The following is a 23,431-nucleotide window of genomic DNA, read 5'->3' on the forward strand; positions in this document are numbered from 1 at the left end:
AGTTTTTTGTCCTGATATCCCTGGGCTTGGTCAGGGAACTTTTATTGTCCTTTGTTATTTGTCTTTTGTCTTTTGTTATTTGTCTTTTTACTAATAACTAATGACTAAATGACCAATGACTAATGACTATTTATCTAAAATTTCGCCAGTTTTCTTGAGTTTTCTCACCTTTTTGCCTTCTGAGGTAAAGGTGTAACCAACACGACTGGCAACGTTTTGCTTGGTGGAATAAAGCATTACGTTGGAGCTATGAATCGGGAATTCTTGGGTAATAATTCGCCCCGATTCCCCTTCTTGCTGGGGTTTGACGTGCTTGGTCTTGATGTTGACACCTTTGACGATAACTTTACTCAGTTGGGGAAGTGCTTGGATAATTTCACCAACTTTTCCTTTGTCTTTACCAGCAATCACTTGTACGGTGTCACCAGTTTTGACGTGCATTTTGTGGAATACTTTGGGAGTACCCTGTTTGGTTGCCATTAAAGCACCTCCGGAGCCAGAGAAACAATTTTGGTGAAGTTTTTATCGCGCAGTTCCCGTGCAACTGGGCCAAAAACCCGTGTGCCTCTGGGATTACCGTCTTTGTTGATGATTACAGCAGCGTTATCATCAAAGCGAATACTCATGCCGCTATCGCGATTTACAGCTTTTCGAGTCCGAACAATTACTGCTTCCACCACATCAGACTTTTTAACAGCCATATTGGGTGTAGCATCTTTGACAACTGCAATAATTTTATCGCCAATAAAACCATAACGACGGTTGCCTCCGCCTAAGATGCGGATGCACATCAGTTTGCGGGCGCCGCTATTATCTGCGACATTCAGGTAAGTCTGGGGTTGAATCACAATTATTCTCCCTTGTAATGTTGTTAGTTTTTAACAACGATGAGGTTTAAGTAGGCTTGACGTTCAGGACTTCTGTGATTTTCCAGCGCTTGGTTTTACTCAGGGGTCTAGTTTCCTGAATGCGAACGCGATCGCCTACTTTACACTGATTTTCTTCGTCGTGAACTTTATATCGTTGGGTGTTAACCACAATCTTGCCGTACTTGGGGTGAGGAGCGCGGTTTTCTATGGCGACTACCACAGTTTTTTGCATTTTATCGCTCACTACCAAGCCAACTCGTTCTTTAACTGCCATAATCTCCTACTTTTTTTCTTTAGCCGATTGATTTGCTGCCCGTTTGCGTTCTGTTTCTAGCGTCAGCAATTGGGCTAAACGGTGGCGCAATTGTCGGAACTGATGGGGCTTTTCTAATTGTCTGGTGGCTTTTTGCAAGCGCAACTGAAATAGTTGTCTTTTGGTCGCGACAATTTCATCAGAAAGCTTCTCGTCGCTTAATTCTCTAGCTTCTGAAATCTTGGGAAGAGGCATAAGCTACTCCTGCTCCTGTGGTTGAGAGCGCACAATAAACTTAGTTTTGATGGGCAGTTTAAATGAAGCCAAACGCATCGCTTCACGAGCGATTTCTTCAGAAACTCCACCGATTTCAAACAAAATTCGTCCTGGTTTGACTACAGCTACCCAAAACTCTGGATTACCTTTACCGGAACCCATTCGGGTTTCAGCAGGACGCATGGTTACAGGTTTATCAGGAAAAATCCGAATCCAGATTTGTCCACCCCGACGAATATAACGAGTCATTGCCCGACGGGAAGCCTCGATTTGACGCGAGGTAATCCAAGCAGGTTCTTGCGCTTGGAGTGCAAAATCACCGAAGTTGAGGGTGCTACCACGGGTGGCTAGTCCCTCCATCCGTCCGCGCTGTTGTTTGCGGAATTTAGTTCTTCTAGGGCTTAACATGGTTTGTCATTTGTCATTTGTCATTTGTCATTTGTCATCTGTCATTTACTAATGACTAATGACTAATGACGATTTATCCTTCATTTGAGCGGTCTTCAAATTGCTGGCGACGACGTTGTTGTTGACGGCGACGAGGTTCTCGTTCGCGATCGCGGGGTTCGCGTTCGCGTTCGCGATTTGCTGGTGGTAACGGAGTTTCTTCCTGTCCTGGAATAATTTCTCCTTTAAACACCCATACTTTGATACCCAAAATGCCGTAAACAGTTTTTGCCGTGCAATAAGAGTAGTCAATGTCAGCCCGTAAGGTATGTAAAGGTACTCTACCTTCACGAGTCCACTCTGTCCGGGCAATTTCCGCACCGTTGAGGCGACCGCTAACTTGGATTTTAATACCTTGGACACCAGCGCGTTGGGCACGTTGAATCGATTGCCGCACTACTCGCCGAAAGGAAACCCGACGTTCCAATTGTTGAGCAATGTATTCGGCAATTAGGTAGGCATCAGCATCAACTCGTTGAACTTCAACTACGTTGATCCGAATTTGACGATTACTACCCAACAATCCTTGGAGTCCGGTACGCAAAGATTCGATACCTTGTCCACCACGACCCACTACTACCCCAGGTCTAGCTGTGCGTACTTCTAAGTCGATTTGGTCGGCTTTGCGCTCAATCCGCACTTCGGAAATTCCGGCGTTGTTTTGAGCCTGTCTACCCAGCTTTTGTTCTATGTATTGACGGAGTTTGTGGTCTTCTTGGAGAAGTTCTGGATAGCGATCGGGAACAGCAAACCAACGGGATTGATGTTCATGTGTAATACCCAGGCGAAAACCAACTGGATGAATCTTTTGTCCCACAAATGCTTCCTCTAAAATTTCTTACTTTACGCAATTTATTGGGTAAACGTGCTTATTTTTCTGGAGCAGCTGCAACAGCTACGGTAATATGACACGTCGGCTTGCGAATTTGGTAAGCTCGACCTTGCGCTCTTGGTTGGAAGCGCTTCAATGGCGGGCCTTGATCGGCATAAGCCTGAGTAATTACAAGTTGAGTCCGATCTAACCCAGCATTGTGTTCGGCATTGGCAGCAGCGCTTCTGAGAACCTTCAATATGGGTTCAGTAGCGCGATAGGGCATGAATTCCAGGATGATTAACGCTTCTCGGTAAGATCGCCCGCGGATTTGATCGAGTACCCGACGCACTTTGTAAGCCGAGATGCGGATAAAACGAGCGATCGCTTTTACTTCAGTAGTATTAGTAGCCATAATTTTCTCCAATTTTGTCATTTGTCATTTGTCATTTGTCACTTGTCTTTAGCTAATGACTAATGACTAATAACTAATAACTACCTACCTGCTTTTTTGTCGCTTTTTCCATGACCCCTGTAGGTGCGTGTCGGGGCAAATTCACCCAACTTATGTCCTACCATCTGTTCATTTACAAAAACGGGAACGTGTTGGCGTCCGTTGTGAACAGCTATGGTATGCCCTACCATTAGAGGCAAAATTGTCGAAGCTCGTGACCAAGTTTTAATAACTTCTTTTCTGTTGTTGTCGTTGAGCTTTTCAATTTTCTTTAGGAGATGATCCGCAACAAAAGGACCTTTTTTTAGAGAACGACCCATAGTTCAATTTTGGATTTAGGATTTAGGAATTAGGATTTAGAATTTCGGATTTTGGATAATTAGGTATCTAATCAGGTTTCACAAATTTTCAATGTTCACGAGTAGACCTCAATCTAAAATCCAAAATCTAAAATCTAAAATTCTATGATTCACGACCACCGCGACCGCGTTTAGAAGACTTACGACGACGACGCACAATCAACTTGCTGCTAAGTTTCTTGCGATTGCGTGTCTTCGCACCCAATGTGGGTTTACCCCAAGGTGTAACAGGCCCCGATCTACCGATAGGCGCTCTACCTTCACCACCACCATGTGGGTGATCCACTGGGTTCATGACGCTACCTCTAACCTTAGGACGGCGACCTTTCCAGCGATTTCGTCCGGCTTTACCTGCACTCAGGTTTCTCGCATCGGTGTTGCCTACTTGCCCAATGGTGGCGTAGGACTCGCGTCGAATCAAGCGGACTTCTCCTGAAGGCAACTTGAGAGTTACATAATTACCTTCTTTTGCCACAACTTGAGCGCTAGCACCAGCAGCACGCACAATTTGACCACCTTTACCAGGGGTCAGTTCTACGTTGTGAACACTAGTACCCAAGGGAATCTTCGAGAGTGGTAAAGCATTTCCATCTTCAAAGGGAGCTTCCGGCCCAGAAATAATTATTGTTCCAACTTTCAATCCGTTGGGGTGAAGGATGTACCGTTTTTCACCGTCTTGGTAATACAAAAGGGCAATTCTGGCGTTACGGTTAGGATCGTATTCAATTGCTGCGACTTTTGCCGGAATATTATGTTTATCCCTTTTAAAATCGATAATCCGATAAAGCTGTTTGTGTCCGCCACCTCGACGACGACTAGTAATCCGTCCGTGATTATTCCGACCTTTGGCGCGATGCTTCGAGGTTGTTAAGGATTTTTCTGGCTCGGTTCTGGTAATTTCCGCAAAGTCAGAGATTGTAACTTGGCGAGTGCTGGGGGTATAAGGGCGATAAGAACGAGTACCCATAATCTATTTTGGATTTTGGATTTTGGATTTACTTAATTTTGGATTTTGAACTTTGGATTTTGAATTTAATGAGTGTTTAACTAATTGCCACCATTTTCGGTACTTATTCAGTCAACTCCTCAATCTAAAATCTAAAATCTAAAATCTAAAATTTCTAGACTTCTGGGAATAGAACTTGTCTAATCTTGTCTTCATCCCCAGGTGCGACGGTGACGATCGCTCGCTTATATTGGGGTTTATAACCAATAAATTTCCCAACGCGCCGCTTTTTGCGCGGTGGTAGAGTGGTGTTGACTTTTACAACCTTGACCTGAAACAAATCTTCGATCGCAGCCTTGATTTCTGGCTTAGATGCCTTTGGAATTACTTCAAAGGTGTACTTGTTTTGCTCCATCAAGATAGTCGCTTTCTCGGTGACGATTGGGCGACGTACTAAGTCGGCAAGGTCGCGGGGGTCAAAGCTAGGCACTGTAGACCTCCTGAATTTTTTCTAGGGCTGATGCCGTAACTACTATTTTGTCAGCGTGCAGTAAATCAAAAACATTTAGCTGGTCGGCTGCAATTAGTTTTAAATTTTCAATGTTGCGGCCTGATAAATAAACGTTATCTGTAGCCGCAATTTCAGACAAAATTAACAGTGCCTTGCTTTCTGGTACTACTCCCCAACGGGCAAGTGCTGCTACTAATTCTTTAGTCTTCGGGCGAGATAGCTCGGTGCTAAATTCTTCTACTACGATCAAGTCGTCAATCCGGCTGACAAATGCTGTCCGCAATGCTAAACGTCGCTCTTTGCGGTTCAACTTCAGGTTGAAATCTCTGGGCTTTGGCCCAAAGATCACACCACCACCACGCCACAATGGCGAACGAATAGAACCTGCACGAGCGCGACCTGTACCTTTTTGCCGCCAAGGTTTACGACCGCCACCTCTGACTTCTGAACGAGTTTTTGTGCTGGCATTTCCTTGACGAGCATTGGTCAATTGCCGTACTAAGGCGCGGTGTACAATATGAGACGCTGTTTCTTCTTTGGCAGTGCGCAACTCGAAGGTCGTCTCGCCGACCTGTTCTCCTTGCCAATTTTTAACTACGCTTTCAACCATTTTTGTTATTTGTCCTTTGTCATTTGTCAAAAGTCATTTGTCTTTTGTCCTTAGCCAATGACTACTGACTAATGACTACTGACTAATGACTTTTGACTATCCCACTATTTTTGCCGGTACAACACTTACTAGAGCGCCTGCTTTACCAGGAATGGCTCCTTTAATTAGCAATAAGTTGCGTTCTGGATCGACTCGCACTATGGTCAGTTTGCGGATTGTAATACGTTTTCCACCTAAACGACCTGCCATCCGCTTACCTGGATAGACACGACCGGGTGTTGTACCAGCACCTATTGAACCAGGTGCTCTGTGGTTTTTGGAACCGTGTGACATGGGTCCACGAGCAAAGTTGTTGCGCTTTTGGTTTCCCGCAAAGCCACGACCAATGCTTGTGCCGACGACATCGACAATTTGACCTGCGCTAAAAATATCTGCTTTAATCTGTTGACCTAAAGCATAATCACTAGAGCTATCGGTGTGATATTCATTTAAGTGACGCAATGCTGGGGCAGATGATTTAGCCAAATGGCCCAGTAGTGGTCTATTTAGTGCCTTGGGTTTGACTTCGCCATAACCAACTTGAATGGCAAAGTAACCGTCGGTTTCTTTGGTTTTAACTTGTGTAACGGTGCATGGCCCTGCTTGAATGACAGTTACAGGAATAGACACTCCTGCTTCGTCAAATATTTGGGTCATGCCCAGCTTGGTGCCGAGAATACCTACAGACACAGTAACTGGTTCTCCTTCTACTTGCTGACCTTGGAATTGGACTCTAGAGGACACGCTTTGTACGCATCAGTTTAGGCTGGTTTAGCCTGGGAAATTTAGAATGGTTTCAATAAACCGTTCCAAATGCTTTCGGACACAACAAACCGTGTCCGTACTGCTTGGTGAATCTGTTTAGCTTCACTCACTAGATCGCTAGAACAGCCACAAGTCTCTTCCCGTTTGGAAGGAGTAACTTCTGGAATCAATGCAAGGCGCTACAGCTTTCAGCTGTGTGCAGCAATGCTTTCGTCCAAGCAATTGCTTTGGCACTTTCTGGAGGCAGCGCTGTCGGCAGGTTTCCCGATTTGTACACGCCTTATATGGCGGCTTCTTAGAGATTGGCTACTGCCGTGTTGCAGTTGGACTTAAGCGGTTATTACCGCCCAGTATCCGTTAACTGAGACTGACGTAATGCCATGAAACCAACATTGCTGCTCAGTTTTTACTTCCTTAAACACCTTAAACTATTGTTTAAGCTTTTGCCTGCTTTTTTGGAGGCACAGGAGTAAATCTACGTTGGAGCTTAGGATTAACTTTAGTTATTCTTTCATAAGCTCTAATGTTGACCTGAAAGCTTTCTTAGTTTACCAGTCTACGATCGCTCTGAGCTAGATTATCCAATTTGGATTCAGTCATCAGTTTTTGATGTTAGCACTACCTCAGAATGACAGTAAAAAGTTGACCTAATTTGCCTTTTTGGTCACAATCTAATAATATAAATTATTTATTTATGTTTGTCCAGTAATTTATAGAGTTATTTTTAGGGAGTGGGGAAGAAGCAAGGGAGCAGGGAATAGGGTACAGGTTACAGGGAATAGGGTACAGGGCAATACTGCTCACTTTGTGCATTTTTAACTCGGAATTGGGTTTTGGGAAAAGGTTAAAGGGTAAAGGTTAAAGGTTTTTTCTTTCCCCTTTAACCTTTTTAGGGAGTGGGGAATAAGTAAGGGAGTAGGGAATAGGTTACAGGTTACAGGGAATAGGGTACAGGGCAATACTGCTCACTTTATGCATTTTTAACTCGGAATTGGGTTTTGGGAAAAGGTTAAAGGGTAAAGGTTAAAGGTTTTTTCTTTCCCCTTTAACCTTCCCCTTTTCCCCAAAATCCGACAAGTATTGGGATACAGGGTACAGATTATCACCTATCACCTATCACCTGTCACCTCTCCCCTAATCCCAATGCCCAATACCCCAAAAAAATGCTTTTAATCTATCGGTTCAGGGTAAATAATAGAGATATCTAAGTGGGATAATACGAAAATCTATGGCACTAATTACCACTGGCAACGGTTTAATCCGCGATCTGGAAAAGTTTGGCGCTTTGGGAGTGTATGTACCTCTAGAAGGGGGTTATGAAGGTCGATATCAGCGCCGACTACGGGCAGCTGGCTATACTACCCTCCACATTACTGCTAAAGGACTGGGTGATTTAGCTGCGTATCTCACAAGAATTCATGGAGTCAGACCTCCTCATCTTGGAAAAAAAAGCACTGGTAGCGGTGCCGCAGTGGGTCATGTGTACTATTTACCCCCAATTCTCAATTCTCATCTAGAACAGCTACCACCAAAGTCTAAGGGGCTGGTCTTGTGGATTATTGAAGGGCATATTCTTTCAAATCAAGAACTTGAGTATTTGACGAATTTGCCTCAACTAGAACCACGAGTGAGAATAATCATTGAGAGGGGTGGCGATCGCTCTTTCCGTTGGACTTCTCTAGAAAAAACTCTGTTAGCTAGTTAGTCCTTTGTCATTAGTCATTAGTCATTTGCTCATAACTAATGACTAATGACTCAATTCAATCAGCATTTCAATAATGCTGAATCGAAAACCACAAGATGCAAATAACCGCCGTGAAGCCTCGTTAGCAATTGCTGTATCTAGACGAATTTGCTTGACGCCCATCTGATGAAAGCGTTCAATACTTAGCATCACCATCTGCCGCGCAATTCCGTTTTGGCGATATTCCGCCTCGACCCAGATATCATGAATAAAAGCAAATTCCTGTAACCGATAAATTGGTATTTCTCGCTCAACTGTTGCCACTAGAAAAGCTACAATTTGCCCTTCATTTTCGGATACTAGAAATACACTGCGATCGCTATTTGCCAAACGCGTCAACCATTGCTCATAACGCTGTTCTGGATGCGGTAGAAAACCATACTTGGCAGAATCCCAAGACTCATGCAAAGCACAAATTTTGGCAACCATTGGTAAAACTGCGGGTACATCAGTGATTGTGGCGGGGCGGATCGGCATAAGCTTTCAAGCAAATGATACTATTTATCACAACTTGGTATGAAATGGTTATAAGGTTGAGAGATTATGGCAAACGGTTCTCTATTTATAACCACCTAGAAAAAACAGCGATCGCGATCGCCAGTAAAATCGGTATTGCGCTATGTGCAACTTAAATGCTCATTAGCTAATAAGTTTTTTCGTAAATCCACGCAATCGGATTAACACTGGCTTCGCCCAATTTCCACCAAGCAAATCGTGCAGCAGAACATAAAAACAGGGGATGATAAATAGTGTCAGCATTGTTGCGATCGCCATCCCAAAGAAAACTACAATTCCTAAAGGCTGCAAAAATTCAGAACCTTCACCAATGCCCAATGCCAAAGGAAACAGTCCCAAGATAGTGGTGACTGTGGTCATGATAATTGGGCGCAAGCGTTGAGGAGCAGCTTTGACGATCGCAATTTGGCGAGTACAACCTTCTTCTTCCCGAATTTGATTCGCCAGTTCCACCATTAAAATCCCTGCATTCACCACAATTCCCACCAGCAGGACGACACCAACAATTACAGTTGCGCCAATTGCAGTTTGGGTAATGTAAAGTCCAAAAATTCCCCCAGCTAACGCTAGTGGTACGGTGAACATAATTACCAATGGGTCAATTAGCGAATTGTATTGTACCGCCATGACTACAAAGATTAAGAACGTTGCCAACGCCCCCAAAGTTTTTAAAGCATCCTGAAGTTGTTGATTAGTTTCTTGGGCAGAACTAGGCACAATGGAAACACCATCAGGTAAGTCTACATCCTTGAGTACTTGATTGACTTCTGCGATCGCTTCACCAAGACTAGCTCCCTCACTGAGATTTCCGGCGACAATAAAAGCTTGGCGCTGATTAATCCGTTGCACCTCACCAGGCGCTTGACCTTCTTGAATGTTTGCCACATCTGAAAGCCGGATTAATTGATTGTTTTCTGTAAATAGCGGTAATTGTTCTAGCTGGGAAGGACGCTGAATCGCTTCTTTATTTAGCTGCACCCGCACATCAACTAAACGATTACCGCGTTGAATTTGTGTGGGAACTGAACCTTCAATTGCTGTTTGAACTGTTGCACCAATTTGTCCGGCGTTCAACCCTAAAGCTGAAACCCTTTCCCAGTCGGGGCGAATTTGGATTTCCGGTTGTCGGGGGTCGGCATCTGGTCGAAATGTTGCTAATTTTGCTCTTTCTTGTAATGCTTGCAGCACTTGAGCGCCTGCTTGCGTTAAGTTTTCTTCATTCTCACCTTGCAGAATCACGTCAACTTCTGACCCTTGCACTGGAGAATTACTCAAGATTAAACCCCGCACCTGACCAGGATTGAGGCGCAACAGAATTCCTGCTAAGTTGAGTTTATTAAATTCCTGAGTTACTTTTTTGACGAAAGCTTCGACATCTGTGCCTGGTTTTAGATTGATGGTACTGCTGGCACGTAAAGGATTTTCTGTAGTACTGCTGCCAAATAAATTACCACCCACAGTTGTGAAAGCAGATTCGGTTTCTGGTTGTTTGAGCAAAATGTCATCGACAATTTGCATAACTTTTTCAGAAGTTGCTAAAGGTGTGCCGGGAGGAAACTGCGCTCTCAAGGTAGCTTGTCCGGTACTGATGCGGGGTAAAATTTCTTGGGGAATTTGACCAAACATGAAGAAGCTACTGCCGCCTAAAATTACCAAAGCAGCAGTTACTACGAAAAGGCGATAGCGTAAGACCTTGGTTAAGAAGTTACTGTATCCCCGCGTCGCATCTTCAAATCGGTGATTAAACTGTCTAAGCAGCCAAAATTCACTAATCCGACTAGACCAGCGGATTCCCAAAAGTCGAGAAGACAGCATCGGCACTACTGTAATCGCAACCACAAGAGATGCTGCGACTGCGAAGCTAATTGTCAGAATCAGTTCATTAAATAGCAGTGCAATAAAGCCGCCAATTAAGAGGAATGGCACTACAGAAACTAAATTGGCACCTGTAGCAGCAACTAAAGCAGATTCTACTTCTTGAGAAGCAGTAGTCGCACTGTCAATAAAGAATTTGGAATTTCTCCCCTTCTCCTCTGCTCCTCTGCTCCCCCGCTCCCCTGCCTCCATCTCCTTCTGATTGGGAGTCATCCCCGCTTTTTCGGAAATGTTCTCCAAGATTACAACCGATGTATCAATTGCTTGACCGACTCCTAATGTCAGACCTGCCAAACTGAATACATTCAAAGTCAAGCCAAAGATTTTCATTAAAGCGATCGCCGCCAGAGTACATAGCGGAATCGTCAAACTGATAATAAATGTTTGCCTGAACGATCCCAAAAATAACAATACTGCTGCTGCTGCTAGCAATGCCCCAGAAATCCCAGAAAAGATTACATCATTTAAAGAATTGCGGATGAAGACAGATTCATCTGTGGTGGGACTCAAAGTCATGTCTGCTGGAATTAAACCTGATTGTCGTAATTGTTCAATTCGCCGCTTAACAGCATCTACAACTGCGATCGTGTTGGCCTCTGGCTGCTTTTGGACTGAAAATTTCACCGCAGGCTGACGATTCAGATAAACAAATACTCGCTGTTCTTCTGTATCATCAATTACCTCTGCAAAGTCTCGTAAATAAACGCGGCGGGAAGGTGTAGGGGTAGTAGTGGTAGTGGTATTACTGCTATTACTGGTATTAGCAGTAGCAGGAGAAGAAACTTCCAAGGAAAGGTTTTCAATTTCCTTGGCATTTTGGAAGCGTCCTACAGTCCGAGTCAGTGGCTCGGAATTTTGCCCCAGAATCCGACCGCCAGAAGTGTCTTGGTTACGGGCTGTTAATTCATCTAAGACATCATTTAACCCGACACCCAAAGCTTGCAATCGGTTTAAGTCAACAAGCACTCGTACTTCTTCTTCTGCGCCACCAGATACATCAACCGAAGCAACTCCCGGCACGACACTGAGTTCACGCGTTAACTCTTCATCAGCAAATACGCGTAAATCTTTCCCTTGTAACGAGGCAGATGTCAGCGCCAATTCATAAACCGGCAATTGAGAAGGATCGACTTTGAATAAGCGCGGCTCCTCTATCGTATCTGGTAGTTGTCCTCGATTTCGATTAAAAGCAGCAGTTGCATCGTTTAGGGCTTGGTCAATATCGCCCCCTGGTTGGAAGTATAAATCGAGGCTGACTTGTCCTTCACGGGTGCGGGAAAAAACTTGCACTACATTCTCAGTTGCCCTTAAAGCTTCTTCTAAGGGTCTGGTGATTTCATCTACTGCTACTTCTGGTGAAATACCAGGGGCTTCTAGGCGAACGCCAATCCGTGGATAGGTAATTGATGGTAGGAGATCGACTTGGATCGTTGTGAGAAAAAATACCCCAATGACAATTACTGCCACGGTGAGCATGAGTGTGCCAATGTGTTGGCGGATAGCGATCGCACTCAGGCTAAATCCGCTATTGCCACTATTATTATTTGCCTGTTGCATGATACTAAGTGATAAGTGCTAAGTGCTGACTACTGAGTACTTTTTTCTTTGGAATGGTGGTTATTGCTCACCCTACTATTGCTTTTCTGAAAGAATTGAAAGACTTACAGTGTCACCTTCTTTTAACGGCTTACCACTACGAACAACATAGCGCTCTCCCGCTTGCAAGCCGGATAAAATTTCCACTTTGCCATCAGCCTTTTGTCCTAAAGTTACAGCACGCGTCGCTACTTTCGTCTTACCATCTGTGTCTTTCACCACAAATAGCGTCCCCGACGAGTTTTCTTGCTCTTTCTGTGCTGCCTTTGCTGCCCCTGCTTGTTTTTGAATTGCTGTTTGCGGTACTACTACCCGCTGTTGAGTCTGGTTTTGAAAATTGACTCGCGCCAGTAGTCCGCTACCAATCTTACCTTGAGTGTTGGGAATCACTACTTCTACAGGTATCAAGCGAGCTGTGGCGTCGGCAGCAGGGGAAATGCGGGTAACTTTGCCAATTAATGTTTCTTTGGGGAAGGCATCTAAACGGACTTGTACAGATTGCCCAACTTGAATTTGTGCCAGTTCTAATTCGGAAACTTGGACGACGACTTTGACACGGTTAAAGTCGCCAATTTTCAAGACTTCGTTACCTGCTTGCAGTAGGTTGCCTGGTTCTGTCACCTTTTCTGTGACTACGCCAGCGATCGGAGATACCAGCCGAGTATAAGACCTGCGCTCTTTGGTTTGGGCAACCAATGCCTGTTGAGCAAGTACTCTACCTTGGGCGGCAGCAACGGCTTGCTGTTCTGTGCGAACTTGTTCTTGGGCTGCCCGGAGTGCCTGGGCGGCTGTTTGTGCCTGGGTACGCGCCTGCTGGGCAGTTTGTTCTGCGATCGCTCCAGCTTTGAACAACCTCTGCTGCCGCTCTGAGTCTGCTTGAGCTTGTACTACTTCTAGGCGCGCCCGTTCAACGTCTGCACGAGCATTGCTTACCTGATTGGTTGCCCTGGCTACTTCTGATTTGAGGGCTGCTAGCTCTGCTTCTGCTTGCTTTAATTCGGTCGAAAGTATGGCATCATCTAACCGCCCGACGTTTTGCTTAAGCTTTACTGCATCGCCGACATCAAGGTTCAAAGCCAACAACCGAGCTTCTACTTGCGATCGCAGTGACACAATTCGGAAGGGTGTTGTATTACCTGTGTATTCTGGTTGTGTTTGTAGCGTATCAGTTCGAGCGATCGCTGCATCTACAGCCGTTGCACCACCACGTTGTCCGCTACCAGGACTCTGAGATTGTGCGTCAGCCGCTTCTTCCTTGGGTAGCGCTCCACAATTCGCACTCAGCAGTCCTATGCCCAGCAGACAGGGAATCAATAATTTGGATGCAAAAGGGGAAGACACCTTTGTGTCAAAACTATTTTTTACATCTGCAACAGCCACATCAGTCTTCATAACTGAATTTAACTGGGTATTAATTACCTGGTTAGCGGCTGCCAAAGGTGATTTCGCCTGCTTGTGCGGCTTATTTCTGTCCAAAATCATTTATTTTTCTTGTATTTGGTGAGCTTTTTGGGTTAAACAGCCATGCATTACCAAGTAATTTTGAGACATTATCAATAGTGAAAAGCGGCGAGAGTCAATTGGCTATCTTCTTGCAGAATTTTGTATCAAAAATTACTTTTTATTGAAAAAAATTTCTCACCACTTTAACTCATTAAATTGAGTCGCCCGCTTTTTAGCTGACGATGCAATTCTTAACTCAGTATAAATATTTTTAAATTTCTTGCAATCTGCCCTTAGTAGAAGACTTGTATTGACTGAAGATACGGGACTTTCACACCCCTACTTTTAATCTGGGCAGTATTAAGTAACTAAACTTAGGCTGACATAACTAGATTTAATGTAGTAATTTCGTGGGTGCGGTTTACTTAGCCTCACCCGTTTTTAGACTAGCCAGCATCTAGCTATTAACCGCTTATATAACTTTTTATAACAGTTTTTCAAACTTTTACCCAGAAAGTTGGTTGCTATGTCATCATGGCAAGTGAAATGAGAATTAATTCGGCGACAGTGTTTGTTTTTAGTATTGACAGGCTTTTTCCTTTTGGTATTACAGACTTCTCTCCGAAATCTAAATCTCTACAAACTTATGATTTTGGAGACATTTGATGTCAATTTACGTTGGTAACCTCTCCTATGATGTTACACAAGATGCGCTGAGTGCTGTATTTGCAGAATATGGTGCTGTAAAGCGCGTTCAATTACCCACTGACCGTGAAACAGGTCGTTTACGCGGCTTTGCTTTCGTGGAAATGAGTTCAGAAGATGAAGAAGCGAAAGCTATTGAAGCTCTTGATGGTGCTGAATGGCTTGGTCGCGACCTCAAAGTAAATAAAGCCAAGCCCAAGGAAGACAGAAGTGGTGGTTCCTTTGGGAACCGTGGTGGCGGCGGCTACAACCGTAGCAACAACCGCTACTAAGCTTAATTGAATTTAGAAAAGGCTCAGGCAGGAATGCTTGAGCCTTTTTTATGCAAAACTTGGACTCTAAATAATTTCAAGCAATTACTTATCATACTGCACTGATGATTCTCTAACCAAAGTGCCTTGATGAAAGATCATTTTCCATCGATCGTTGTTTAATTTCCAGATGGAACTTCGCAACGAATGAACAGGTTGTTTGCCAGATATATGTCTGACTATACGATAAGTTACTAAAACAACCCCTGTTGCTAAAACTAATGTTTTGAATTCTGTTATCAATCTTTGAGTCAGAGGTTGGATGGATTCATTCTGCAAGCTCTTGATAATTTGCTGTTTATTAAAAACACGCCCTGAGCTTCCGAATTCAATGAACTCATCAGCAAGTAAATCCATGATATCTTTCGCTGATTTTCGGACATCGGGTTGAAGCAAACGCTCCTCCAACTCACGAAAAAGCGATTCTTCTAAATAGTCTGCTTTCATATATGTTTTGAAGACTAAATTGGATAGTGGTAGATATGATTAGGCGATCGCTTTGAACTTTGATTTTTATACGAGCGCGTCCTCATGAGCAAGTTAATAAAAACCCCGCTGATTGGTAGGGATTTCAGCGGGGTTAAATAATACAATTATTTTTCAGATAAACCAACACTAAACTTTATTACAGAGCTACTAGAAACTTTTACGACTAATAGTAACTATTTATGCGTGAGTTTTATGAGTTAGGTTTTTAGCATGACGCTTGTGATGTGTCTTGTGATGTGTCTTGTGATGAACTTTAGCACTTTTTACGCTAGCAACACGGACTTCTTTAGCTTGAGCTTGAGCCGCAAATACGGTTACAGGAGCAGCAAATACCAGAGCCAAAAGTAAAGCTTTAGCGAATTTATTCACTTGAAAATCCTCATCAGGTAATGAACAATCTCACTATCCAATAGAGGTATGTCATAAGTTTGTAATTGATATGAATCTTTCATGTCTATTTTTACATCCGTAGATATAAGACTTAAGTGCAATACTGTGCTAAGAATAGTTGCTAGCACTTCTATATAAGTGTAATATTTGTTACATAAACCAAATAACTGTAATTTTGATTAAGAAATGCTGATAGCCATCAATTCTTCTGCTATGTCAAAGTTAGCTGTGACATTTTGCACGTCATCCAAACCTTCTAGAGTATCAATTAACTTGAAAAGCGATCGCGCCCGATCGGGATCGGTAACTTCTACACTATTACTAGGAATCCAGCGCAATTCGGCATCAGTTACCTTAAAGCCTTGATTTTTGAGTGTCTGACTAAGAATTTCTAAATTTCCAATATCAGTAAACACCTCAACCATCTCATCTTCAGTCATCTCATAAGACTGGGCACCGCCTTCGAGGGATGCTTCTAAAAGCTGTTCTTCGTCAACTACACCCTGCACCACACAAACGCCTTTTTGTTCAAACATCCAGCTAACGCAACCTGTTTCACCAAGATTGCCACCATTTTTACTAAAAGCTACACGCAAGTCAGCAGCAGTGCGATTGCGATTATCTGTGAGGGCTTCGATTAAAATCGCTACACCACCAGGGCCATAACCTTCGTAGCGAATCGCTTCAAAAGTAGCGCTATCGCCGCCAAAAGTGCCTGCACCTTTAGCGATCGCTCGTTCAATATTATCATTGGGAATACTTGCAGCCTTAGCCTTGTCAACTGCTGTTCGGAGTTGAAAATTCAGCGCCGGATCTGGTACGCCGCTTCTAGCCGCAACGATAATCGCCCTGGATAACTGAGTGAAGGTTTTTCCCTTTTTTGCATCTACTAACGCTTTCTGGCGCTTAATATTTGCCCATTTACTATGTCCTGCCATAATTTGCGACGATCGTAACTCTATTCAAGATTAGGATATACCTAGCTTTTATCTCAATGCAAAGGTGCATTTGGTAAAAGTTTGCTAAGATGCAGCGCTGAGATTTGATTTTCAAGTGGGATGAAAAATGTGTAGTTCAATTACTTCGCATCCCGTTTAGATCGCAAAAGGTTCCAGTTCCGTGTTATGCCACTCTTGTTCAACCCGTTCAGTAATCAACGGTCTGATGATAAACTTGGGCGGGCTACCATCCAGAACATCAATCCGCACACATGAATAAGGCAGTCGGTTCTGGAAATTGTAGTTATGACGGCCGACAAATAACGTTGAATCCGCAACTTTCCGAGTGGGTTTACCTGGAATTTCAGCAAAAATTTCCATCAATTCAGTCCCTTCTCGCCGTTGATAGCGGGGACGATGACCGCTCCCACCAGAGATAATACAGTTAATGTGAGAATCAGCAAATCCGGTGTCAGTTGTGCAAAGATGCTCTAAACAGTGAGCGTGACCGTTTAAAATCAAATCGACTATGGGACGTTCTTTAATTAGAGTACCAAGAGTTTCTGCTACTTGTTCAAACACCCAGCGCAAACGGTGGCGAACCGCCAAGGTTTGTGCTTGATTCCACTTGGTAGCTTCTGTGACGTAGGGAGGATGGTGGAAAAAAATTACACGTCCGCGCACCTCTGAGTTATTCCAAGATTCGATTAGTCTGCTTCGCAACCATTCAAGTTGTTCAAAATCGATCGCAGGCATTTGATGAGATGCTAGTTGTTTTTCAATATCAATTTTGATTTCGTTGATTTGGTCTAATTTGGCACTAAGGTCATCGAGTTGTTCCGCTTCGGCGGGTTTATCTGGGTTGAGGCGATCGCATATCTTCAAAATCTCTAATTCTTCTCGATCGATTTCCTGGCGACGCTTTTGTAATTCCCGACGGTAAATTTCTCCCTCTTGAGTTGCAGGTAATGGTGATGGTGTATTAAAGGTATTAGAATCGAGTGCAAAAAAGTCAATCCCGCCGTAACGAAAGGTGTAATAGCGATTGGGTAAACGGGTAAATTGTCCAGGCTGATAACGCAAACAGCGCCCTGTGTCGGTCTTTGCGGTGTAGTGCCAATCTAAATGGTGTGCTAATTCTTGTGGAGACATCGCCTGGGTGTAGTCCATAAATGCTCGTGCATAAGCATTACCTTGATACGATCCATGCCAGCCAATCTCGATGTCTTTGTAGCGGAACAGGCGACGCAGTGACGATGTTGTGCCAGTAAATAAACGATACATCAACGGCACATCGTAGTAATCGTGATTACCAAGGACTGGCAAGAACGGCAGATTAAACACCATGCGGTCATAAGGAATGCTTTTCGGGTTGTCACCATCGACAAGAAATTCCCGGTAAGGCTCAATAAAGTTTGTTGAATAATATTCTTGGGAACCCACCACATAGATGACATCGCCAGTGTGCAACACAAAGCTGCAATCATCGCGGTGAGTCAGCATCAGTTCGGCAACTTTTCGTTGGGGATGGTGTCGAGAATGAGATTTAGTACCGGAATCGCCGATAACCATAAAGGAAAATTCTGGATTATCTTGCCTCTGATCGTCAATAACTAAACTGGTTTGGTCAATTCCCCGTTGCACAAAACTTGGATGCATCCACCGCACCCGTTCCTTCATCTTTTGAATTTTCACAGGAATCGGTGGATCGGAAATCAATTTCATGGCTGATAACTCTTGAATGCCTAACGCACACACCGATTGTAACGAAATATTTAATTGTCATTTGTCATTTGTCATTTGTCATTTGTCACTTGTACTGAGCGTTCGCGTAGCGTCTCGAAGAGAAGTCGAAGTATTTGTCATTTGTCATTTGTGAATAATTAATGCCTCGTGTCCAATTCCTAAATCTTTAAGGTAAATTTTCTCGCAATAATGCTCGAAAGCCTGCTTGTTGAAAATGCTCATCGGCAGTTAGTGCTTCAGTGATGCCGCTATATTGCATAACAATAAAAGATACGCAATCGACAAATCCCCATTCTTTCTCTGTTTGTTCGCGATATAGCTGGAAAGCGCGTTCGTAAAGTTCTTGAGAAAGGGGGACAATTTCTACTTTGGAGTCTGCTACTAGAGAATTTAATAATATGATTGCTGCCTGACGATAAGGTTGTTGGGATAAGGCATTGCCAATTTCCAACATCACCGCCTGTGTTGTCACCAAACGAGTTTCTGCTGCTTGTAACATTTTAGCCAGATGTAAGGCTCGGTCATGCAAGCGATCGCTTGGTGCTGATAAGGCAATGGCAAATGATGTATCAAGAAAGACTTCAGAATGCATGAAAAGTTTATTTACTGTACAAATATTTATCTATATTGGCAGACCAATCAGGCGGTCCTTCGAGGTTGAGCGATCGCGCCGTTTGCAAAAATGATACCGTTTCATGTTCGCTGGGCGGTAAAATTTCAATACTGATTCGCACGTGGGTATTAATTGGCAGTGCGACCGGTTCAGCTGGATAGAACACTTTGCCATTAAACACAGCTGTGATTTTTTCTACCATTTTCCTTAGAAAGTTCTTCTAGTCTATCCTAAGCTGGTTGTAGCGATACGGGTAGGGTAGACGACCCCATAAGTAGTGAAGATACGTATACTTGTTTTACAAATTATCTCGATTTTTCAAAAATTGCCTAAACTACTAACTGAATCACACCCCACTGTCCATTTGTTAACCAAGAAGAGTCAGATTTTGCTACTTTCTCAATAACTTCTGGCTTTAAACCAACTGCTACTTCTGATTTTAGGGTGCGTAGAGCTACCATTGGCACGGGTAGGTAGCAGACTATATCTGCAATGTCAGTAGTAAATTCCCAATGGCGATCGCCTAATAATCGGCGATAATTGGCATCTCCTTTGACCATAACCAAACTCGCATTGGCTAACTCATTTTTGAGGGAGTTGGGTATTTCCCAAAAGGCTAAAGGCGATGTCCAAAAGTAATCTTCAGATAGTACTAAACGCCGGGATGCAATATTGTCTTCCAGTCTTTGAGTAAAGGATGTAAGTTGTTGATTTCCAATAGCGGCTAAAAAATTTATTGTATCATGTACATCCTTAATCATGGCATCAGATACAAAAGTCGGATGTGGCTTTAAGTGTAAGTAAATCCGATTAGCCAATCCGCTACTTAATAAAAAATCTACTAAACATAAATCACAAACAAGTTCAAAACCAGCATTGTCTACAACAAAATCAATCCGTCCTCCTTGAGAGTTGGTTAACAATTTCGTGACTTGGGAGGCATCATTTACTAAGATATGAGCTAGTTGGGTTTGAATATCAAAACGACTGCGATCGCTCTCGGATGCTGACCATAAACTCAAGTCAACTCGATTTCCCCACAAAGCAAAATATAACAGCGCTATTAAAGCTGTTTGATTTGATTCTCCCTTCAGTTGAGAATTATCTAACCAATCGTTAGCCCGATGGCACAGTTGAATAATCGAATCCAGTGATGCTTCTAAACTTTGAGACTTTTGTAACTCAAATGGATCGATACCTTGCCAGACACCAGGGCGAAAATAATTAGTAATTTCTAGAATCAACCGAAAAAAATAAGTTTCGGCAAAAAACCAAGGAACATCTAGCCAACGCTGACCTTTGTATAATTCTAAATATGTATTCCAGGCTGAAAAATCTACAGCAGTCTTATTTAAAAGAGGTTGCACATATCCTGCTGGTAGTTCTCTTGCCAGATTTTCTAAGCTGGTATTAATTTCAGACGAGAAATTATTTTCAGTAATAACTCTGCGAGCGATCGCAGGCATTCGTTGAGTAACTGTAAACTCAGTAAAAGAACCAACTTCTGACCCCAAAAGAGACGGTGGTATCGGTAATTTGGGGATGTGGGATATATTCGCCACAAACTTTGATTTTCCTTATATTTTCAGTTATTCTAACGCTGTGTGCAACTTTATTTCAAACCTAATCAACGCAAAAGCGCAATAAATCGACCAATAGCTGCAAACAAAGTATTCAACAAAGTCACAAAAGTATTATCCCAGACGCGATAAATCACCGTCAAGACCAAAGACTGATTATTAGACCTCTTACAAAAGTGCTTTTTGCACTCTTGAGAAAAGGGTAAAGGTTAAAGGGGAAGGGGACAATACAGAACCTTTTCCCTTTCCCCTTCCTCTTTTCCCGACTTATGCAAAAAGTCTATTGTAGAGACGGCGATTTATCGTGTCTAAAATTATAGGTAAATGCGGAGATTGATTTCAACACTCCTAAATTGTCTATTGTGAATCATTAGTATCGCCAAATGATTTCATCTGTAACTCAACTGCGTTGACATACATTTCATCGTTCAAAACTTCCGCTGGTAACTTATTAGCCCTAATAGCAGCTTGAACCACATCTTTCCCAGTCAAGTATCCGGTTTGGTATTTGAATAACAAAGTGCCATAACTAGGAATACCCTGCTTTTTTAAATAACCTTGATAAGCGAGAAAGGCAAGATTAAAGGGTTGCAGATATTGAGTATCTGTAGGATTTTTGCCTAAAGTATTATTGACATCTGTATTTATTTGTCCACCACCATTATTAGTATTAACTGTTTGAGCGCCAGCAATTCCAGGCATAAAAGCCATAAAAGCAACGATCAGTGCAGAATTGAGCAAAGTTGTGAATTTCATGATTTGATCCTCGGTAGAGGTTAATTAGTATTCTCAAGTAATAGAGTCTTCTTATTTAGCAATGTCAAGCTCTTATGATTAAGTCATCAGGTTTGTTCATTTATTACTCACAAAGTTGAGTTAAACAATTGCCGAAAACTTTGAACACTAAGCTTTTAAGAGAATTGGTATAGTGTAAGAATGGAGTGTTTTGGAAAAAACTGTAATTTACAAAATGATATAAGTTACACCTCAAAAGACCAGAAATAACTTAGCTCATTAAAAATTACCAAAACCCATCATGTAATAAGCAATAAAAGCAGTATCAAAGGGTTTGAGATAATTGGCACTCGTAGAATATCTAGGATAAGTTTCAGAGTTGACGGCTGTGTTTATTGATGGACTATTGTGATTCTTAGCTTGATGAAAGCAAGTGATTTTAGGCATAGAATTAATCCAAGCAATAATATGTGCAGAATTAAAGGAGTTTGTGAATTTCATAGAGTTATCCTCAATTAGAACAAAATGTAGTTGCAATTAGTATTCTTTAGTAATAGAGTCCACCATTTTATTAATCTCAAGTTTTTCGGATCGGTTCATCTGGAGAATTGATTTTTTAATTATCCAAACAGGTTAGTCAAATTAACTCAAATGGGAGAAATTGAACATCGAAAGAAAGTTTAATCAGAACTTAAAAAATGCAAATAAATGCTAAATAAAATCTTTAGCTGACAAGCATTTATCTAAGTGCGTTAGCGTAGCTCACCGCAGGCATCGCTTACATATTTAGATATTTGTTGCTCAAGGCGAGCAACCGAAATATGACTTTGTTTGGGCTAATAAACTTTCCATAGCAATATGCTAGAAAATCTTTATGATGTAAGCAAATGCTTTTAATTTTCAAATTGATAAATAAAAGTGATTGCAATTAATATTTAGGGGAAAATCTTGTAATTCATCGCCTCTTCATGACTTCTGAACTATTTTGGCAGCGTCATAGGTTCCAGAAATTCACTACAAATAAGCTGATAGTGTCAAAATGTTATATGTATAGTTTATTTACAAAGTCATTTATGCCGAAAGCAATTTGGAATGGAGCTACTTTAGCCGAGAGTGATAATACCGTAGTTGTGGAGGGCAACCATTATTTCCCTGTTGACGCCATTAACAAGCAGTATTTTACTGAAAGTAACACCCACACTACTTGTCCTTGGAAAGGTGTTGCCAGTTACTACAGTATCGAAGTTGATGGACAAGTCAACAAAGATGCTGCTTGGTATTATCCCAGCGCTAAGGAGAAAGCTAAGAATATTGAAGGTTATGTCGCATTCTGGAAGGGCGTAAAGGTTGAGGCTTAATAAAGGTTCCTGGAAGTATTTTAGTTGCAGGGACATTAATATTACGTCCGGCTAATTGCCCATAAAATACTTAGCCCGCGCAGAGAGAAATCTGAGCGGGCTTCGTATTTAAACTATTTGCGAATTTATTCTAATATGTAATTAGACCTTAGCCTTGCTAAATACTGCTTGCTTTGTCTTCGCCAGCCAAGGCAGACTACTAGCAAGTATAGTACCAGCGATCGCATTTGGTTCGGGTACTGGTTTCGATATAATAGCACCAGGTTTCAATATCAAAGTACCAGAGTTGATAGTTATGTTGCCTGCTGCTCTTGAATTAATATTACCAGCAGCGATCGCAAGCCCAGAAAGTGTAACATCCGCAGCGTTAAATCTTCATGAATTAATTTTGGTTGGTTTTAGCCATGCAAAAACCTGCGTAACTGTTAAATTCAGTTGTAAAAATTCAGGTACAGGCAATACTTCATCTCCAGTCATCTCTATAGGTTGTTGTCCTGGCAAAAATACTAATATCAAGCGTTCATCTGGATCTATTAACCACCCCAATCGAGTGCCGTGTTTTAGACAGTGAAGAATATTTATAATTACCTTGGTTGTATTCTGTTCTGATGAAAGAATTTCAATTGTCCAATCAGGATAAATTCCAAAGGTATTTTCAATTTCACCATTAGCATCAAAGGGAATGCGTTCCCAAGCAAATACACTCACGTCTGGTACAATCGAACGTCCACCAAAGGTACAGCGTAATTCTGGAAAAGCCAAGGCAATTTCTTGTTCTTCAGCAATTTGGCTAATTGCGTTACAAAGTTTTAGTTGTAGCCGGGAATGTTTGCCTTGTGGCATTGGTTTCTGGTAGATACGACCATCGATAAATTCACTAGCAGGTTCTGTTTCTGGCAGTTTGAGGAACTCTGCTAAGGAGATTGATTTGTGCAGCGTGGGTGTCATAGCTGTGCAAATGCCATATTTGATTGGAATCTTAGCATTTTCTGTCCTTGGATTTTAGGATGGTAACGATCGCATAAGCATTTGCCACAAATGGATAAGCATTC

Annotated in this window: 31 protein-coding genes; 5 read left to right on the forward strand and 26 right to left on the reverse strand. The window is 42.4% G+C overall.

Going from position 1 to position 23,431, the window contains the following annotated elements; genetic code table 11:
• Nucleotides 1–126 precede the first annotated feature (126 nt).
• The 12 genes from rplX to rplC form a co-directional block, all read right to left on the reverse strand.
• On the reverse strand, nt 127–480 hold the full coding sequence (gene rplX / locus NSTC731_RS34405; RefSeq protein WP_292729115.1) for a 50S ribosomal protein L24: 354 nt from the start codon (nt 478–480) through the stop codon (nt 127–129).
• Nucleotides 480–848 (reverse strand): 50S ribosomal protein L14, encoded by a 369-nt coding sequence (gene rplN / locus NSTC731_RS34410; RefSeq protein ID WP_099101129.1) that lies wholly within the window; start codon nt 846–848, stop codon nt 480–482. The genes rplX and rplN overlap by 1 nt, the downstream gene beginning before the upstream one ends.
• A gap of 46 nt (nt 849–894) precedes the next feature.
• Nucleotides 895–1,143 carry a 30S ribosomal protein S17 gene (gene rpsQ, locus NSTC731_RS34415; protein ID WP_094349093.1) on the reverse strand — a complete coding sequence of 83 codons (249 nt, stop codon included), beginning with the start codon at nt 1,141–1,143 and terminating at the stop codon, nt 895–897.
• A 6-nt stretch (nt 1,144–1,149) separates the two neighbouring features.
• Nucleotides 1,150–1,377, reverse strand: coding sequence for a 50S ribosomal protein L29 (gene rpmC / locus NSTC731_RS34420; protein WP_445628858.1), 228 nt, complete (start codon nt 1,375–1,377; stop codon nt 1,150–1,152).
• A 3-nt stretch (nt 1,378–1,380) separates the two neighbouring features.
• Nucleotides 1,381–1,806 (reverse strand): 50S ribosomal protein L16, encoded by a 426-nt coding sequence (gene rplP / locus NSTC731_RS34425; protein WP_012410718.1) that lies wholly within the window; start codon nt 1,804–1,806, stop codon nt 1,381–1,383.
• 73 nt (nt 1,807–1,879) lie between these two features.
• A complete protein-coding gene (gene rpsC, locus NSTC731_RS34430) occupies nt 1,880–2,662 on the reverse strand; it encodes a 30S ribosomal protein S3 (RefSeq protein WP_445628859.1) in 783 nt (260 codons plus the stop codon).
• A gap of 52 nt (nt 2,663–2,714) precedes the next feature.
• Nucleotides 2,715–3,071: a 50S ribosomal protein L22 gene (gene rplV, locus NSTC731_RS34435; RefSeq protein ID WP_069070777.1), complete on the reverse strand. Its 357-nt coding sequence runs from the start codon at nt 3,069–3,071 to the stop codon at nt 2,715–2,717.
• A gap of 80 nt (nt 3,072–3,151) precedes the next feature.
• A complete protein-coding gene (gene rpsS / locus NSTC731_RS34440; RefSeq protein ID WP_012410721.1) occupies nt 3,152–3,430 on the reverse strand; it encodes a 30S ribosomal protein S19 in 279 nt (92 codons plus the stop codon).
• 142 nt (nt 3,431–3,572) lie between these two features.
• Nucleotides 3,573–4,436 carry a 50S ribosomal protein L2 gene (gene rplB / locus NSTC731_RS34445; protein ID WP_335003857.1) on the reverse strand — a complete coding sequence of 288 codons (864 nt, stop codon included), beginning with the start codon at nt 4,434–4,436 and terminating at the stop codon, nt 3,573–3,575.
• A 154-nt stretch (nt 4,437–4,590) separates the two neighbouring features.
• Complete coding sequence (locus NSTC731_RS34450; RefSeq protein ID WP_069070779.1) at nt 4,591–4,905, reverse strand: 50S ribosomal protein L23; 315 nt, start codon at nt 4,903–4,905, stop codon at nt 4,591–4,593.
• Nucleotides 4,898–5,536, reverse strand: a complete 639-nt coding sequence (gene rplD / locus NSTC731_RS34455) for a 50S ribosomal protein L4 (RefSeq protein WP_445628860.1) — start codon at nt 5,534–5,536, stop codon at nt 4,898–4,900. The genes NSTC731_RS34450 and rplD overlap by 8 nt, the downstream gene beginning before the upstream one ends.
• 96 nt (nt 5,537–5,632) lie before the next feature.
• Nucleotides 5,633–6,265 carry a 50S ribosomal protein L3 gene (gene rplC / locus NSTC731_RS34460; RefSeq protein ID WP_445632242.1) on the reverse strand — a complete coding sequence of 211 codons (633 nt, stop codon included), beginning with the start codon at nt 6,263–6,265 and terminating at the stop codon, nt 5,633–5,635.
• A 244-nt stretch (nt 6,266–6,509) separates the two neighbouring features.
• On the opposite strand from rplC, the gene NSTC731_RS34465 reads away from it, so the two are divergent.
• Nucleotides 6,510–6,701 carry a hypothetical protein gene (locus tag NSTC731_RS34465; RefSeq protein ID WP_445628861.1) on the forward strand — a complete coding sequence of 64 codons (192 nt, stop codon included), beginning with the start codon at nt 6,510–6,512 and terminating at the stop codon, nt 6,699–6,701.
• Between the two features lie 867 nt (nt 6,702–7,568).
• Entirely contained in the window at nt 7,569–8,045 is a 477-nt protein-coding gene (locus NSTC731_RS34470; protein ID WP_445628862.1) for an NAD(P)H-quinone oxidoreductase subunit N, read from the forward strand.
• A 42-nt stretch (nt 8,046–8,087) separates the two neighbouring features.
• Here NSTC731_RS34470 and NSTC731_RS34475 read toward each other — a convergent pair whose 3' ends face one another.
• Complete coding sequence (locus tag NSTC731_RS34475) at nt 8,088–8,561, reverse strand: GNAT family N-acetyltransferase (RefSeq protein ID WP_445628863.1); 474 nt, start codon at nt 8,559–8,561, stop codon at nt 8,088–8,090.
• Between the two features lie 14 nt (nt 8,562–8,575).
• Between NSTC731_RS34475 and NSTC731_RS34480 the strand changes: the two genes are divergently transcribed.
• Nucleotides 8,576–8,716, forward strand: a complete 141-nt coding sequence (locus tag NSTC731_RS34480; RefSeq protein WP_445628864.1) for a hypothetical protein — start codon at nt 8,576–8,578, stop codon at nt 8,714–8,716.
• A gap of 7 nt (nt 8,717–8,723) precedes the next feature.
• Here NSTC731_RS34480 and NSTC731_RS34485 read toward each other — a convergent pair whose 3' ends face one another.
• Complete coding sequence (locus NSTC731_RS34485; RefSeq protein WP_445628865.1) at nt 8,724–12,032, reverse strand: efflux RND transporter permease subunit; 3,309 nt, start codon at nt 12,030–12,032, stop codon at nt 8,724–8,726.
• Between the two features lie 75 nt (nt 12,033–12,107).
• A complete protein-coding gene (locus NSTC731_RS34490; RefSeq protein WP_445628866.1) occupies nt 12,108–13,553 on the reverse strand; it encodes an efflux RND transporter periplasmic adaptor subunit in 1,446 nt (481 codons plus the stop codon).
• A gap of 626 nt (nt 13,554–14,179) precedes the next feature.
• Here NSTC731_RS34490 and NSTC731_RS34495 point away from each other — a divergent pair.
• Nucleotides 14,180–14,491: an RNA recognition motif domain-containing protein gene (locus tag NSTC731_RS34495; protein WP_322672219.1), complete on the forward strand. Its 312-nt coding sequence runs from the start codon at nt 14,180–14,182 to the stop codon at nt 14,489–14,491.
• Nucleotides 14,492–14,575: 84 nt separating this feature from the next.
• Here NSTC731_RS34495 and NSTC731_RS34500 read toward each other — a convergent pair whose 3' ends face one another.
• From NSTC731_RS34500 to NSTC731_RS34540, 9 genes are all read right to left on the reverse strand, one after another.
• Entirely contained in the window at nt 14,576–14,977 is a 402-nt protein-coding gene (locus tag NSTC731_RS34500; RefSeq protein WP_445628867.1) for a nuclear transport factor 2 family protein, read from the reverse strand.
• Nucleotides 14,978–15,196: 219 nt separating this feature from the next.
• A complete protein-coding gene (locus NSTC731_RS34505) occupies nt 15,197–15,388 on the reverse strand; it encodes a hypothetical protein (protein WP_445628868.1) in 192 nt (63 codons plus the stop codon).
• 200 nt (nt 15,389–15,588) lie between these two features.
• Complete coding sequence (locus NSTC731_RS34510) at nt 15,589–16,347, reverse strand: YebC/PmpR family DNA-binding transcriptional regulator (protein WP_445628869.1); 759 nt, start codon at nt 16,345–16,347, stop codon at nt 15,589–15,591.
• Between the two features lie 156 nt (nt 16,348–16,503).
• Complete coding sequence (locus NSTC731_RS34515) at nt 16,504–18,072, reverse strand: metallophosphoesterase family protein (protein ID WP_445628870.1); 1,569 nt, start codon at nt 18,070–18,072, stop codon at nt 16,504–16,506.
• A gap of 187 nt (nt 18,073–18,259) precedes the next feature.
• On the reverse strand, nt 18,260–18,685 hold the full coding sequence (locus tag NSTC731_RS34520) for a type II toxin-antitoxin system VapC family toxin (RefSeq protein ID WP_322672214.1): 426 nt from the start codon (nt 18,683–18,685) through the stop codon (nt 18,260–18,262).
• A 7-nt stretch (nt 18,686–18,692) separates the two neighbouring features.
• A complete protein-coding gene (locus NSTC731_RS34525; RefSeq protein ID WP_445628871.1) occupies nt 18,693–18,908 on the reverse strand; it encodes a hypothetical protein in 216 nt (71 codons plus the stop codon).
• A 127-nt stretch (nt 18,909–19,035) separates the two neighbouring features.
• On the reverse strand, nt 19,036–20,268 hold the full coding sequence (locus NSTC731_RS34530) for a damage-control phosphatase ARMT1 family protein (protein ID WP_445628872.1): 1,233 nt from the start codon (nt 20,266–20,268) through the stop codon (nt 19,036–19,038).
• Nucleotides 20,269–20,643: 375 nt separating this feature from the next.
• Nucleotides 20,644–21,042, reverse strand: coding sequence for a hypothetical protein (locus NSTC731_RS34535; RefSeq protein ID WP_445628873.1), 399 nt, complete (start codon nt 21,040–21,042; stop codon nt 20,644–20,646).
• Nucleotides 21,043–21,300: 258 nt separating this feature from the next.
• Nucleotides 21,301–21,522, reverse strand: coding sequence for a hypothetical protein (locus NSTC731_RS34540; protein ID WP_445628874.1), 222 nt, complete (start codon nt 21,520–21,522; stop codon nt 21,301–21,303).
• A gap of 572 nt (nt 21,523–22,094) precedes the next feature.
• Between NSTC731_RS34540 and NSTC731_RS34545 the strand changes: the two genes are divergently transcribed.
• Entirely contained in the window at nt 22,095–22,379 is a 285-nt protein-coding gene (locus NSTC731_RS34545; RefSeq protein WP_322713705.1) for a DUF427 domain-containing protein, read from the forward strand.
• Nucleotides 22,380–22,520: 141 nt separating this feature from the next.
• On the opposite strand, the gene NSTC731_RS34550 is transcribed toward NSTC731_RS34545, so the two are convergent.
• Together NSTC731_RS34550 and NSTC731_RS34555 are read right to left on the reverse strand one after the other, a co-directional pair.
• A complete protein-coding gene (locus tag NSTC731_RS34550) occupies nt 22,521–22,649 on the reverse strand; it encodes a hypothetical protein (protein ID WP_445628875.1) in 129 nt (42 codons plus the stop codon).
• A gap of 105 nt (nt 22,650–22,754) precedes the next feature.
• Complete coding sequence (locus tag NSTC731_RS34555) at nt 22,755–23,327, reverse strand: Uma2 family endonuclease (RefSeq protein WP_445628876.1); 573 nt, start codon at nt 23,325–23,327, stop codon at nt 22,755–22,757.
• Between the last annotated feature and the right edge of the window lie 104 nt (nt 23,328–23,431).

Source organism: Nostoc sp. DSM 114167, assembly GCF_052692655.1.

What these genes read in the sequence shown, in the direction of transcription:
- NSTC731_RS34555 (WP_445628876.1), bottom strand. Translation starts at nt 23,327, where the DNA reads ATGACACCCACGCTGCACAAATCAATCTCCTTAGCAGAGTTCCTCAAA.
- NSTC731_RS34470 (WP_445628862.1), top strand. Translation starts at nt 7,569, where the DNA reads ATGGCACTAATTACCACTGGCAACGGTTTAATCCGCGATCTGGAAAAG.
- rplV (WP_069070777.1), bottom strand. Translation starts at nt 3,071, where the DNA reads ATGGCTACTAATACTACTGAAGTAAAAGCGATCGCTCGTTTTATCCGC.
- NSTC731_RS34490 (WP_445628866.1), bottom strand. Translation starts at nt 13,553, where the DNA reads ATGATTTTGGACAGAAATAAGCCGCACAAGCAGGCGAAATCACCTTTG.
- NSTC731_RS34540 (WP_445628874.1), bottom strand. Translation starts at nt 21,522, where the DNA reads ATGAAATTCACAAACTCCTTTAATTCTGCACATATTATTGCTTGGATT.
- NSTC731_RS34515 (WP_445628870.1), bottom strand. Translation starts at nt 18,072, where the DNA reads ATGAAATTGATTTCCGATCCACCGATTCCTGTGAAAATTCAAAAGATG.
- rplD (WP_445628860.1), bottom strand. Translation starts at nt 5,536, where the DNA reads ATGGTTGAAAGCGTAGTTAAAAATTGGCAAGGAGAACAGGTCGGCGAG.
- NSTC731_RS34510 (WP_445628869.1), bottom strand. Translation starts at nt 16,347, where the DNA reads ATGGCAGGACATAGTAAATGGGCAAATATTAAGCGCCAGAAAGCGTTA.
- rplX (WP_292729115.1), bottom strand. Translation starts at nt 480, where the DNA reads ATGGCAACCAAACAGGGTACTCCCAAAGTATTCCACAAAATGCACGTC.
- NSTC731_RS34485 (WP_445628865.1), bottom strand. Translation starts at nt 12,032, where the DNA reads ATGCAACAGGCAAATAATAATAGTGGCAATAGCGGATTTAGCCTGAGT.
- NSTC731_RS34520 (WP_322672214.1), bottom strand. Translation starts at nt 18,685, where the DNA reads ATGCATTCTGAAGTCTTTCTTGATACATCATTTGCCATTGCCTTATCA.
- rpsS (WP_012410721.1), bottom strand. Translation starts at nt 3,430, where the DNA reads ATGGGTCGTTCTCTAAAAAAAGGTCCTTTTGTTGCGGATCATCTCCTA.
- rplB (WP_335003857.1), bottom strand. Translation starts at nt 4,436, where the DNA reads ATGGGTACTCGTTCTTATCGCCCTTATACCCCCAGCACTCGCCAAGTT.
- NSTC731_RS34480 (WP_445628864.1), top strand. Translation starts at nt 8,576, where the DNA reads ATGATACTATTTATCACAACTTGGTATGAAATGGTTATAAGGTTGAGA.
- NSTC731_RS34535 (WP_445628873.1), bottom strand. Translation starts at nt 21,042, where the DNA reads ATGAAATTCACAACTTTGCTCAATTCTGCACTGATCGTTGCTTTTATG.
- NSTC731_RS34475 (WP_445628863.1), bottom strand. Translation starts at nt 8,561, where the DNA reads ATGCCGATCCGCCCCGCCACAATCACTGATGTACCCGCAGTTTTACCA.
- NSTC731_RS34545 (WP_322713705.1), top strand. Translation starts at nt 22,095, where the DNA reads ATGCCGAAAGCAATTTGGAATGGAGCTACTTTAGCCGAGAGTGATAAT.
- NSTC731_RS34495 (WP_322672219.1), top strand. Translation starts at nt 14,180, where the DNA reads ATGTCAATTTACGTTGGTAACCTCTCCTATGATGTTACACAAGATGCG.
- rplP (WP_012410718.1), bottom strand. Translation starts at nt 1,806, where the DNA reads ATGTTAAGCCCTAGAAGAACTAAATTCCGCAAACAACAGCGCGGACGG.
- rpsQ (WP_094349093.1), bottom strand. Translation starts at nt 1,143, where the DNA reads ATGGCAGTTAAAGAACGAGTTGGCTTGGTAGTGAGCGATAAAATGCAA.
- NSTC731_RS34500 (WP_445628867.1), bottom strand. Translation starts at nt 14,977, where the DNA reads ATGAAAGCAGACTATTTAGAAGAATCGCTTTTTCGTGAGTTGGAGGAG.
- NSTC731_RS34525 (WP_445628871.1), bottom strand. Translation starts at nt 18,908, where the DNA reads ATGGTAGAAAAAATCACAGCTGTGTTTAATGGCAAAGTGTTCTATCCA.
- rpmC (WP_445628858.1), bottom strand. Translation starts at nt 1,377, where the DNA reads ATGCCTCTTCCCAAGATTTCAGAAGCTAGAGAATTAAGCGACGAGAAG.
- NSTC731_RS34465 (WP_445628861.1), top strand. Translation starts at nt 6,510, where the DNA reads ATGCAAGGCGCTACAGCTTTCAGCTGTGTGCAGCAATGCTTTCGTCCA.